Genomic DNA, 11,532 nt, shown 5'->3' on the forward strand with positions numbered 1-11,532 from the left:
CGGTTGCGCTCAATGGGCGTCACGGTGCTCACGACCTCGGCGGCGTACAGGCTGCGATTGATGTACTGGCGCTTGAGCTCCTGCTCGGCCCGGTCGGCCAAGGCCTTGTCATACGGACGGCCTTCGGCCAGGCCCACGTCCCGCAAGGCTTTCTTGAGCACTTCGGCGTCGAATTCCTTGATGCCGGTGAAGCTCACGTCGGCCACGGTGGGGCGCTCTTCGACAATGACGATCAGTACGTCGTCGTTGATCTGCAGGCGAACGTCGGTGAACAGCCCCAGGCCAAACAACGAGCGGATCGCGGTCGATCCCTTGTCGTCGTTGTACTGGTCACCGATGCGGAACGGCAGCGAGGCGAACACCGTGCCTGGCTCGACCCGCTGCAGGCCTTCCACCCGGATGTCACGCAGTTTGAAAGGGGCAACGGCCCACGCCGGAAGGGCCGACAAAAGGGATGCAGCGACCACGCTCAGCGACAGGCCGCGCAGACCTCCGAGTTTTTGTTTCATGAGAAAGGGAGAAGGTTCAGCCAGCCAAGCGGGCCACATCGTTGAACAGGGCAACGGCCATGAGTGCCATCAGAATCGCGACACCGCCGCGTTGCAGGCGCTCCAACCAAGCTTCGGAAACGGGGCGCCCGGTCACACCCTCCCAAAGATAATACATCAGGTGCCCCCCGTCCAAGACGGGCAGCGGCAGCAGGTTGAGCACCCCCAGGCTAACGCTGATGAGCGCCAGAAACAGGAGGTAAGACGTGACACCGAGGCTGGCGGATTTGCCCGCGTAGTCTGCGATCGTCAACGGACCGCTGAGGTTCTTGACCGAGGCCTCGCCGATCAGCATGCGGCCCATCATCTTGAGCGACAGCCAAGACACCTCCCAGGTGCGCACCACGCCCTGCACCAGCCCTTCGATGGCACCCAGGCGCACCGTGGTCATGGCGGGTGCACCGCCGATGTAAGCGCCGATGCGGCCGATCCAGGCCTCATCGAGGCGCTCCGGCGTGGGCCGCACCTGCAGTTCCATCGTTTGCCCAGCGCGCTCCAGGGTCCACTGTTGCATCACCGCCTGGCCCTGCGGCCCCACCGCGGCGCGAATGCTGGTGCGCAAACCCTGTCCGTCGGCCACGGGGGTGCCGTCGATGCTCCGCACCAGGTCGCCGGCTCGCAGGCCGGCCGCTGCGGCCGCACCATCGGGCGACACCTCGCCGACCACCGGGGGTGTCCACGGTGCCGTGATGCCAATGCGCTGGAACAGGCTGGCATCGGCCTCGGTCACGTTCAGGCTGCTCAGCGCCAGGGGCACCGCGCGGGTGTTGCCACCGGCTTCCCGGGCCACCCAGAGGGTCAGGTCCTGCTGCTCCAGCGCCGCCTGGGTCAAGCGCCACCGCAAGTCCTCAAACGAACGCACATCGGTCGGCTCGTCGCCGTCGCTGCCCACCTGCACCACCCATTCACCGCCGTGCAGCCCGGCTTGAGCTGCCACGGAACCCGCCACCGGGCTGCCGATCACGGGCTGAGGCTCCTCCACGCCGGTCCAGTTCACCAGGCTGTAAAGGGCCACCGCCAGCAGCAGGTTGGCCACCGGGCCAGCGGCCACGATGAGCGCACGCGAGCGCAGCGGCTGGGTGTTGAAGGCCAGGTGCCGCTCGGATGCGTCCACCGGGGCCTCGCGCTCATCGAGCATGCGCACATAGCCACCCAGCGGCAAGGCGCCCAGCACGAACTCCGTCGGGCTGCCTTTTTTGCGCCAGCGCAGCAGCGGCTTGCCAAAACCGACGGAGAAGCGCAGCACCTTCACCCCACAGGCCACGGCCATGCGGTAGTGGCCGTATTCGTGCACGGCGATCAACAGGCCCAGGGCCACCACGAAAGCGATCAGCGTTGTCATGCTCGGCGGGTCATCCAGGTTGGGGGTGGGTCGGCGCCAGGCCGCCCGGGGGCTGGCGATCAGCGGGTCAGCCGGGCCACGGCCGCGTCGGCCAAGGCCCGAGCTTGTGCGTCGATGTCCAGCAGATCATCCAGACTCTGGGGCTTGGAGGGGCTGAGGGCCGCCAAAGTTGCATGGTTGACCGCGTGGATCTGGTCGAACCGCAGGCGCTCGGCCAGGAAGGCGGCTACCGCGACCTCGTTGGCCGCGTTGAGCACGGCGGTGGTGCCAGTCGGACCCGCCAAGGCATCCCAGGCCAGGCGCAGACCGGGGAAACGCAAATCATCGGGCTGCTCGAAGGTGAGTGCACCCAGGCGGGTGAAGTCGAGACCGGCCGCCCCGGACGCGATGCGCTCGGGCCACGCCAGACCGTAGGCGATGGGCACGCGCATATCGGGCGTGCCCAGTTGCGCCACCATGGAGCCGTCGGTGTACTCGACCATGGAATGGATGACGCTTTGCGGGTGGATCACCACCTCGATGCGCTCCGGAGGCAAACCGAACAGGTAACGCGCCTCGATCACTTCGAGCGCCTTGTTCATCATGGTGGCGGAGTCGACCGAAATCTTGCGGCCCATCACCCAGTTGGGGTGGGCGCAGGCCTGCTGCGGCGTGACCTCGGCCAGCGTGGCCGGGTCGCGGGTGCGGAACGGACCGCCGGATGCGGTGAGCACGATCTTGCGGACCCGGCGATCCCAGGTGGCGGGGTCCTCTGGCAGCGACTGGAACACCGCCGAATGCTCGCTGTCGATGGGCAGCAGCGTGGCACCGCCCGCCTGGACGGCCTGCATGAACAGGTCGCCGCCCACCACCAGGGCCTCTTTGTTGGCCAGCAGCAGCTTCTTGCCCGCGCGGGCCGCGGCCAGGCTGGGCGCCAGGCCGGCGGCGCCGACGATAGCGGCCATGACGGCGTCCACGGCCGGGTCGGCGCTCACGTCGCAGAGCGCTTGCTCACCCGCCAGCACCTGCACCGGCAAGCCCAGCGCCCTCACCCGTTCGGCGAGCTGTCGTGCGTGGGGCTCGCTCGCCATCACGGCGTAGGACGGGGCAAAGGCCTGGCACTGAGCGAGCATGGTCTCGACCTGCGTCGCCGCTGTCAGCGCGAACACGCGGTAGCGGTCCGGGTGGCGCGCGATCACGTCCAGCGTATTGGTGCCGATGGAACCGGTGGAACCCAGGACGGTGATGGACTGCAAGGAGGCGCTCATGGGATCAGAGAACAGCAAACATCATGGCCAGTGGCAGCACGGGCAACAGCGCGTCCACACGATCGAGCACGCCGCCGTGCCCCGGCAGCAGCTGACTGGAATCCTTCATGCCGACACTGCGTTTGACCAGCGACTCCACCAGGTCGCCGGCGACGCTCATGGCGGTCAAGCCCAACACGGCGGGCACCGCCACCATCGGGCCCAACGCCCACAGACGGGTGAACAGGCTGGGCTGGTCGGTGACACCCCGAGCGTCCAGCCAGAGCCAGCCAACCGCCAGCAGCAACACGCCGGCCATGCCACTGAACACGCCTTCCCAGCTCTTGCCGGGGCTGATGCTCGGCGCCAGCTTGCGCCGGCCGAAGGTCTTGCCACCGAAATAGGCCGCGATGTCGGCCATCCACACCAGCGTGAGCACCGACAGCAGAAAGCCCAGCCCGATCAGCCGGGCTTGCACCAGGGCCTGCCAGGCACAAGCCACCAGCACCAGACCGCCCCACAGGCGCAGCGGCGCGGGCCAGAGCCCCCAGCCCGGCACCCCACGGCGCAGCATCCAGAATGCCAAAGGCACCCACAGCACGCCAACGGCCAGCCACAAAGGTCGCAAGGTGTGGGCCAGGCCGCCTATCCACCACACCAGCGCCAGCACAACGCCCAGGCCCAGCCCCAAGGCCTTGGCGGTCAGCGGCGCACTGCCGTTCAGGCGGGCCCATTCCCAGCCTGCGGCCACGATGAGCCCCAGCGTGAGCAGTGCAAACGGTTCGATGGAGGGATAGAACAGGGCCGGCAACAGCAGCGCCAGCAGCACCAGTGCGGTGACGACGCGCTGCCTAAGCATGGGCCGCCCCGGAGGCGGATGCCACCTGTTCGGAGGTCTGGCCAAACCGGCGCTCGCGGCTGGCGTATTCGGTCAGGGCCACGTCCAGCGCCTGGGCATCAAAATCGGGCCACAAACAGGGTGTGAACACCAGCTCGGTATAAGCGCTCTGCCAGAGCAGGAAATTGCTGATGCGCATTTCGCCCCCTGTGCGGATGAGAAGGTCCGGATCACCCACATGGGCCAGTGCGGTGGTCTCGCTCAAGGCCGCTTCGGTGATTTCCCGTCCTTCGGCCACCAGACGGCGCGCGGCCTGGGCGATGTCCCAGCGCCCGCCGTAGTTGAAACACACATTGAGCACCAGCCGGCGGTTGTCGGCGGTCAGCGCTTCGGCCTGGGCCAGCGCTTTCTGCACGCGGGGCGACAGCGACGCGCGATCGCCCGGCAAGTACAGTTGAACGCCGCTCTGGTGCAGCTTGGGCACCTCGCGCGACAGCGCCACGGCCAGCAGCTCCATCAGGCCCGACACCTCGTCCACCGGACGGTTCCAGTTCTCGGACGAGAAAGCAAACACCGTGAGCACCTGGACACCGCGGTCGAGGCACGCCTGCACCGTGTTGCGCAGCGCGTTGACGCCCTGCTTGTGACCGGCCACGCGGGGCAGGAAGCGCTTTTTGGCCCACCGTCCGTTGCCGTCCATGACGATGGCGACGTGGCGCGGCAGACGATCAGCCGAAAGGGAGGAGGCAACAGCCATCGGGCAAGGCGGTGGTCACACCGCCATGATGTCCTGTTCTTTGGAACTCACCAGACGGTCCACTTCGGTGATCATGCGATCGGTCAGCTTCTGGATGTCGTCGGTCGAACGGCGCTCGTCGTCTTCCGAGGCCAGCTTGTCCTTGACCAGCTTCTTGACATGCTCGTTCGCATCTCGGCGCAGGTTGCGGATGGCGATCTTGGCCTGCTCGCCTTCGCCCCGAACCACCTTGGTCAGCTCCTTGCGGCGCTCTTCGGTCATGGGGGGCATGGGCACACGGATCAAATCGCCCTGACTGGCCGGGTTCAGGCCCAGATCGGACTCGCGGATGGCCTTTTCAATCTTGGCACCCATGCCTTTTTCCCACGGTGCGACACCGATGGTGCGCGAGTCCAGCAGGGTCAGGTTGGCCACCTGGGACAGCGGCACCATGGAGCCGTAGTAATCCACGTGCACCGTGTCCAGGATCTGCGGGTTGGGGCGACCGGTGCGCACCTTGGACAGGTGGCCCTTGAGCGCTTCCAGCGACTGGTTCATCTTGTGCTCGGCGTTCTGGCGAATCTCAGCAATGCTCATACGTCTTCCTCAATTGAACGGTGTGGCGCCCTTGCGCCGGTTCACACGTGGACCAGGGTGCCTTCGTCCCCGCCGAGCACCACGTTGCGCAACGCGCCCGGCTTGAAGATGGAGAACACCTTGACCGGCAGTTTCTGATCACGACACAGCGCAAACGCTGTGGCGTCCATCACCTGCAGGTTCTTGGCCATGGCTTCGTCAAAAGTCAGCGCGGTGTAGCGGGTGGCTTTGGGGTCCTTGTTCGGGTCGGCTGTGTACACACCGTCCACCTTGGTGGCCTTGAGCACCACCTCGGCGCCCACTTCCGCACCGCGCAAAGCTGCGGCGGTGTCGGTGGTGAAGAACGGGTTGCCGGTACCGGCAGAGAACACCACCACCTTGCCCTCCTCCAGGTACTGCAGCGCCTTGGGGCGCACATACGGCTCGACCACCTGGTCGATGGCGATGGCCGACATCACACGAGCGACCACACCGGTCTTGTCCAGCGCGTCGGCCAGCGCCAGCGAATTCATGACGGTGGCCAGCATGCCCATGTAGTCGGCGGTGGCGCGGTCCATGCCGACCGAACCACCCGCGACGCCGCGGAAAATGTTGCCGCCACCGATGACGATGGCCACCTCCACACCCAGGCGGGTGACCTCTGCAATCTCCGCCACCATGCGCTCGATGGTGGCGCGGTTGATGCCGAATGCATCGTCGCCCATCAGGGCCTCGCCCGACAGTTTCAGCAAAATCCGTTTATACGCTGGCATACGCTCATTCCTGCAAATCAAACAACTGAACCTCAACCGGTAAGTGTAGCGAGACACGACGGCCGCACCGGGCGGTGGCGCCTGGCGGTGTACGAAAAATCGACACCCCACATGACAACGGGCCTTGCGGCCCGTTGTTGCGATCGGCGAAAACCGGACGACCGATCAGGCGCCCTTGGCCGCGGCGACCTGGGCAGCCACTTCAGCGGCAAAGTCGTCGACCTTTTTCTCGATGCCTTCGCCCACCACGTACATGGTGAAGCCCTTGGCGGTGGTGTTGGACGCCTTGAGGTAGGCACCCACGGTCTGCTTGCCGTCGGCGGCTTTCACGAAGACCTGGTCAAACAGCGAAACTTCCTTGAGGTACTTCTGCACCGAGCCGTCCACCATCTTGGCCACGATATCGGCCGGCTTGCCGGACTCGGCTGCCTTGGCGGCGGCCACCGAGCGCTCGCGCTCGATCAGCTCGGCAGGCACATCGGCCGAGGTCATCGACACCGGCTTCATGGCGGCCACGTGCATGGCCACATCCTTGGCGGCGGTGGCATCGCCCTCGAATTCCACGACCACACCGATGCGCGTGCCGTGCAGATAGCTCACCAGTTGAGCGCCGTTGCTGTAATGCTTGAAGCGGCGGAAGCTCATGTTTTCACCGATCTTGCCAATCAGACCCTTGCGCACGTCTTCCAGCGTGGGGCCGAAGCTGTCCTGGCTGTAAGGCAGCGCACCCAGGGCTTCAACGTTGGCCGGGTTGTGCTCGGCCACCAGTTTGGCAGCGGCGTTGGCCAGGGCCAGGAAGCTGTCGTTCTTGGTGACGAAGTCGGTTTCGCAGTTCACTTCGATCAGGCCACCAGTGGTGCCATTGATGAAGCTGGCGACCACGCCTTCAGCGGTCACGCGGCTGGCAGCCTTGCCGGCCTTGGTGCCCAGCTTGACGCGCAGCAGTTCTTCAGCCTTGGCCATGTCGCCATCGGCTTCGGTCAGGGCTTTTTTGCACTCCATCATGGGAGCGTCGGTCTTGGCGCGCAGTTCGGCGACCATGCTTGCGGTAATTGCCATTTTTCAGTTCTCCGTTGGCTGCGCGCCCCACACAGGGCACGCGAACAGGTCAAAAGGGATGTTTGCTTGTGAAAAAGGGGCTACAGGAGCCCCTCTTTGCCATGTCAGCGAGGATCAGGCGGTGACTTCGACGAACTCGTCGCTGCCTTCGGCGGCCACGGCCTTGACCACGTCGTTCACGGCGTTGGAACGGCCTTCCAGGATGGCGTCGGCGATGCCACGGGCGTACAGCGCCACAGCGCGGGCCGAGTCGTCGTTACCGGGGATCACGTAGTCGATGCCCACGGGCGAGTGGTTGGTATCGACCACACCGACCAGCGGGATGCCCAGCTTCTGGGCTTCGGAAATGGCGATCTTGTGGAAGCCCACGTCGATCACAAAGATGGCGTCGGGCAGAGCGGTCATGTCCTGGATGCCGCCGATGTCCTTTTCCAGCTTTTCCATTTCACGAGCGAACATGAGCTGCTCTTTCTTGCTCATGCTTTCCAGGCCGGTTTCTTTCTGGGCCTGCATGTCCTTCAGACGCTTGATCGAGGTCTTGACCGTCTTGAAGTTGGTCAGCATGCCGCCGAGCCAACGCTGGTCCACGAAGGGAACGCCTGCGCGACGGGCTTCCTGGGCGACGATGTCACGCGAGGTGCGCTTGGTGCCGACCATCAGGATGGTGCCGCGGTTGGCGGACAGCTGCTTCACGAATTTGGCAGCCTCTTCGAACATCGGCAACGTCTTTTCGAGGTTGACGATGTGGATCTTGTTGCGGTGACCGAAGATGAACGGAGCCATCTTGGGGTTCCAGAAGCGGGTTTGGTGACCGAAGTGGACACCGGCTTCCAGCATTTCGCGCATGGAGATAGACATGGGATTTCTTTCCAGAGGTTGGGTCTAAAATCCGGCCCCGATTGCTCTGAGCAGCGCCCGCTGACGGGTCGGTCTGTTCAAGAGCAACACCTGGTTGAGCCGGTTTGCGATTGCACTTCACCGATGACCGACCGGAACCATTCCAGTCCATACTCAGCAAAGCCTGTCGATTATAGCAGGCAGCCCAAAGCCGGCCCTCACCCACTTCTGCCCGCCACCCCATTGCCGGTGGCGCGCCCTCTTCGTTGTCGAGTTTCATGCGCCGCCACCCGAATCTGTATTGCCACACACCAGCCCGTCACACACCCAGGGCTGCAGGATGAAGATCGCCGTCATCGGGGCGGGTGTGATCGGCGTCACCACCGCTTATGAACTGACGCTGGACGGACACGAAGTGAGTGTCTTCGACCGACATGGCACGGCCGGTGAAGGTGCGAGTTTCGCCAACGGCAGCCTGATGGTGCCGGGCTGGCCATCGTCGCTGGGTCAAGAGGCCCGCTGGCCTTCGCTCCTGGCGCCGGGCGGCTCGCTCCCGGGCGCATTGCGCCTGGGCTCATGGCCCGGACCGGGCACCTGGGGCTGGCTGTGGCGCCGCCAGAGGGCCCTGCGCAGCGCCGAGCACCAGCCCCGACAAGCGGCCCTGTTCCAGCTGGCACGGTACAGCCAGGAACGCCTGGCGGCCATCACCGACGAGCACCAGCTGCGCCTGGACAGCAGCCAGGGTGTGCTGCTGCTCTGGCGCCAAGAACGCGACGCCACACAGGCGCGCGCCGCACTGGCGACCATGCGCGAATGGGGCGCCGTGGCGCGCGAAGTCGATGCCGCCCAGGCGAGACTGATCGAACCCGCACTCAACGCGGAAACCAGCCTGCATGGGGCGCTGGAGCTGCCCGCCGCACAAAGCACGAACACCCGCCAGTTCACGCTGTTGCTGAAAAACCTGGCCCAGCAGCGCGGCTGCCGTTTCGAGTTCGGCCGTGCGGTGGTGCAACTGCGCATGGCAGGCCAGGGTGTGCAGGTCGTCTGCGACGGGTCGGCTGACGCACAGGCATTCGACCACGCCGTGGTGTGCACTGGCGCCGCCAGCGACGCCCTGCTGAGGCCGCTGGGGCTCCAGTTGCCGCTGCAGCCGGTGTACGGCCACAGTGTCAGCGCAGCGATCCGCGAACCACTGGATGCGCCGCTGTCGGCCGTGATCGATGCCCGCCACCAGGTGTCCGTCACCCGCCTGGGCCAGCGCGTGCGCGTCGCCGGCGGTCGGTCGCTGGGTGGCTCGCCCACCCAGCATTCCAAACGCGAACTGGAGCGCCTGTACCGGGTCCTGATGGACTGGTTCCCGGGCGCTGCACGGCTGGGCGGTCCCAGGGGGAGCGTGCAGGAATGGCGTGGTGTCCAGGCGTGCCTGCCCGACGGTGCCCCGATGTTGGGGGCCAGCCCGGTGCAACGCGTCTGGCTGAACCTGGGCCACTGCAGCAGCGGTTGGTCCATGGCCTGCGGCAGTGCGCGCGCCCTGGCCGACCAGTTGCAAGGACGCAGTCCGGCACTGGACATCGCGCCGTTTGCGCCTGCGCGCTGGCTGCGCTAACGCAGATCCGCGCGAGCGCAACACCGCAACATGAGCGTGGTGAAATGCGGCCACCCGAGCCCGTTTCCTGGAACGCCATGCGATGCATAGACCACCCGTTTGATGAAGCCCTCTACGGTGCGCTGGCCACACGCACCATTGAACGGGCTGCCTCCGCCCAGCTGCCGGCTCACACCCTTATGGCGCGGGCCGGGCTGTCGGTTGCTCAACTGGCGCAAGCCCTGGCACCGCACGCCCGCTGCATCTGGGTCGCTTGCGGGCCTGGCAACAACGGCGGCGACGGCCTGGTGGCGGCCACGCACCTGCTGCACCGGGCACGCACGGCGGGCCGCGGACTGGACGTCGTGGTCACGCTCTGCGCAGACCCAGCCCGCCTGCCCCCTGACGCGACCCATGCGCTGACCCAGGCACAAGCCGCCGGCGTGCGCGTGGCCAGCGCCCCGCCTGATACGTGCGACCTGGTGATCGACGCCCTGCTGGGCATCGGCCAGCTGCGCACGCCCACCGGTCCCATGGCCGAGCAACTGGCTCGCCTGCAGAGCAGCACAGCGCCCGTGTTGTGCGTCGACCTGCCCTCCGGGCTGGATGCCGACAGCGGCCAGCACCTGCTGGGGACACGCCAACAGACCCTGCCCGGCCCCCGGCATACCTTGGCCCTGCTGACCCTGAAACCCGGCCTGTTCACCGCCGATGGCCGCGACCAGGCCGGCACCGTCTGGTTCGACGATCTGGGTGTGTGCGCACCGCCCGACGTGCCCGCCAGCGCCGTCCTGTACGGCTCAACCCAGGCGACGGGACGCCCACACGCGGCCCATAAAGGCAGCCAGGGCGAGGTGGTGGTGATCGGCGGGCAGCACATCTCGGTCAACGGTGCTGGGATGACCGGGGCGGCCGTGCTGGCCGCACGCGCGGCCCTGCACGCGGGCGCGGGAAGGGTGTACCTGTGCACGCTGGGCGCGGAAGACGCCGCTGGATCGCCCGCCTGGGACCCCGTCAGCCCGGAACTCATGTTTCGCCAGTGGCCCGCCCTGCGTGGCAGCACAGTTCTGGAACACGCCGCCGTGGTCTGCGGATGCGGCGGGGGGCAAGCGATCGCGGCGGTGCTGACGGACACGCTGCAGCGCGCGCGCCACCTGGTGCTGGACGCCGACGCCCTGAACTCGATCGCCGCGGACCCCGTCCTGCAGGATGCACTGCGCCAACGCTGCGTCCGGGGTCAGACCACCGCGCTCACGCCGCATCCGCTGGAGGCCGCACGTCTGCTCGGAACCTCCACCACCACCGTGATGTCGGATCGCATCAACGCTGCGCGCACGCTGAGCGAGCGGTTCGGCTGCGTCTGCGTGCTCAAGGGTTCGGGCACCGTGGTCTGCGCCCCGGGGGAGACACCCCGCATCAACGCCAGCGGTAACGCGGCGCTCGCCACGGCAGGCACGGGGGACGTGTTGGCAGGGCTCATCGGCGCGGCCCTGGCCGGGCCCGACGCGGGTTCTTCGGTGTTGCTGCGCGTGGCCAGCGCGGTGCACCACCACGGCTGGCTGGCCGATCGCTGGGTGGCGCGAGCAACCTCGGGAGACTCTGGCACCACCCTCACAGCCGATACGCTCGCCCGCGGGCCAGGCTGCGCACCCTGAATCAGCCCAGGACGATCAGCCCGATCTGCAGCAAGATCACCAGCACCAGCACCGACAGGTCCACCCCCCCCACCAGCGGCACCACGCGCCGCACCGGCCGCAGCACGGGCGCGCACAGCCGGTCCAGCGTACCGAGCACGGGCGACTGGGGTTGTACCCAAGAGAGGATGGCGTAGCTCAACAACAGGATCATCCAGCCCTGCAGCAACACCCGCAACAGGATGCGGATCGCTCGCTCCACCAACGCCAGTCCTGGTGAGCTGGGTATGTTGGCGAACAGACTCACCAGGCCGATCGACAGCGCGCCATAGGCAAGCGCCAACAGCACCGCCGACACCAGACTGCCCCAGTCCACAC

At 66.6% G+C, this 11,532-nt stretch carries 12 protein-coding genes; 2 read left to right on the forward strand and 10 right to left on the reverse strand.

All coding sequences use genetic code 11. From position 1 onward, the window contains the following. From ACR2JA_RS15330 to rpsB, 9 genes are all read right to left on the reverse strand, one after another. Nucleotides 1-509, reverse strand: a 509-nt coding sequence (locus tag ACR2JA_RS15330) for a POTRA domain-containing protein (RefSeq protein WP_434009943.1), incomplete at its 3' end; no start/stop codon positions are given. Nucleotides 510-525: 16 nt separating this feature from the next. Further along, nucleotides 526-1,890 carry an RIP metalloprotease RseP gene (gene rseP, locus ACR2JA_RS15335; protein ID WP_434009944.1) on the reverse strand — a complete coding sequence of 455 codons (1,365 nt, stop codon included), beginning with the start codon at nt 1,888-1,890 and terminating at the stop codon, nt 526-528. Nucleotides 1,891-1,949: 59 nt separating this feature from the next. Then, nucleotides 1,950-3,137 (reverse strand): 1-deoxy-D-xylulose-5-phosphate reductoisomerase, encoded by a 1,188-nt coding sequence (ispC, locus tag ACR2JA_RS15340; protein ID WP_434009945.1) that lies wholly within the window; start codon nt 3,135-3,137, stop codon nt 1,950-1,952. A 4-nt stretch (nt 3,138-3,141) separates the two neighbouring features. After that, nucleotides 3,142-3,975: a phosphatidate cytidylyltransferase gene (locus ACR2JA_RS15345; RefSeq protein ID WP_434009946.1), complete on the reverse strand. Its 834-nt coding sequence runs from the start codon at nt 3,973-3,975 to the stop codon at nt 3,142-3,144. Continuing rightward, entirely contained in the window at nt 3,968-4,711 is a 744-nt protein-coding gene (uppS, locus tag ACR2JA_RS15350; RefSeq protein WP_434009947.1) for a polyprenyl diphosphate synthase, read from the reverse strand. The genes ACR2JA_RS15345 and uppS overlap by 8 nt, the downstream gene beginning before the upstream one ends. Nucleotides 4,712-4,726: 15 nt before the next feature. Beyond that, entirely contained in the window at nt 4,727-5,287 is a 561-nt protein-coding gene (frr, locus tag ACR2JA_RS15355) for a ribosome recycling factor (RefSeq protein ID WP_434009948.1), read from the reverse strand. A gap of 41 nt (nt 5,288-5,328) precedes the next feature. Then, a complete protein-coding gene (pyrH, locus tag ACR2JA_RS15360; protein ID WP_434009949.1) occupies nt 5,329-6,039 on the reverse strand; it encodes a UMP kinase in 711 nt (236 codons plus the stop codon). A 165-nt stretch (nt 6,040-6,204) separates the two neighbouring features. After that, on the reverse strand, nt 6,205-7,098 hold the full coding sequence (gene tsf / locus ACR2JA_RS15365; RefSeq protein ID WP_434009950.1) for a translation elongation factor Ts: 894 nt from the start codon (nt 7,096-7,098) through the stop codon (nt 6,205-6,207). A gap of 114 nt (nt 7,099-7,212) precedes the next feature. Further along, nucleotides 7,213-7,956: a 30S ribosomal protein S2 gene (gene rpsB, locus ACR2JA_RS15370; protein WP_434009951.1), complete on the reverse strand. Its 744-nt coding sequence runs from the start codon at nt 7,954-7,956 to the stop codon at nt 7,213-7,215. 319 nt (nt 7,957-8,275) lie between these two features. Between rpsB and ACR2JA_RS15375 the strand changes: the two genes are divergently transcribed. Further along, a complete protein-coding gene (locus ACR2JA_RS15375) occupies nt 8,276-9,541 on the forward strand; it encodes an FAD-dependent oxidoreductase (protein ID WP_434009952.1) in 1,266 nt (421 codons plus the stop codon). Between the two features lie 77 nt (nt 9,542-9,618). Beyond that, complete coding sequence (locus tag ACR2JA_RS15380; RefSeq protein ID WP_434009953.1) at nt 9,619-11,175, forward strand: NAD(P)H-hydrate dehydratase; 1,557 nt, start codon at nt 9,619-9,621, stop codon at nt 11,173-11,175. Between the two features lies 1 nt (nt 11,176). On the opposite strand, the gene ACR2JA_RS15385 is transcribed toward ACR2JA_RS15380, so the two are convergent. Then, on the reverse strand, nt 11,177-11,532 hold a 356-nt coding region (locus tag ACR2JA_RS15385), incomplete at its 5' end, for a YggT family protein (protein WP_434009954.1).

Origin of the sequence: Hydrogenophaga sp., assembly GCF_051007235.1 — a bacterium.
Taxonomy (GTDB): Bacteria; Pseudomonadota; Gammaproteobacteria; order Burkholderiales; family Burkholderiaceae_C; genus Hydrogenophaga.

Bases quoted from the DNA above. Each gene is read 5' to 3' on its own strand.
- ACR2JA_RS15380 (WP_434009953.1), top strand. From the start codon at position 9,619: ATGCGATGCATAGACCACCCGTTTGATGAAGCCCTCTACGGTGCGCTG.
- tsf (WP_434009950.1), bottom strand. From the start codon at position 7,098: ATGGCAATTACCGCAAGCATGGTCGCCGAACTGCGCGCCAAGACCGAC.
- pyrH (WP_434009949.1), bottom strand. From the start codon at position 6,039: ATGCCAGCGTATAAACGGATTTTGCTGAAACTGTCGGGCGAGGCCCTG.
- rpsB (WP_434009951.1), bottom strand. From the start codon at position 7,956: ATGTCTATCTCCATGCGCGAAATGCTGGAAGCCGGTGTCCACTTCGGT.
- ACR2JA_RS15345 (WP_434009946.1), bottom strand. From the start codon at position 3,975: ATGCTTAGGCAGCGCGTCGTCACCGCACTGGTGCTGCTGGCGCTGCTG.
- uppS (WP_434009947.1), bottom strand. From the start codon at position 4,711: ATGGCTGTTGCCTCCTCCCTTTCGGCTGATCGTCTGCCGCGCCACGTC.
- rseP (WP_434009944.1), bottom strand. From the start codon at position 1,890: ATGACAACGCTGATCGCTTTCGTGGTGGCCCTGGGCCTGTTGATCGCC.
- frr (WP_434009948.1), bottom strand. From the start codon at position 5,287: ATGAGCATTGCTGAGATTCGCCAGAACGCCGAGCACAAGATGAACCAG.
- ACR2JA_RS15375 (WP_434009952.1), top strand. From the start codon at position 8,276: ATGAAGATCGCCGTCATCGGGGCGGGTGTGATCGGCGTCACCACCGCT.
- ispC (WP_434009945.1), bottom strand. From the start codon at position 3,137: ATGAGCGCCTCCTTGCAGTCCATCACCGTCCTGGGTTCCACCGGTTCC.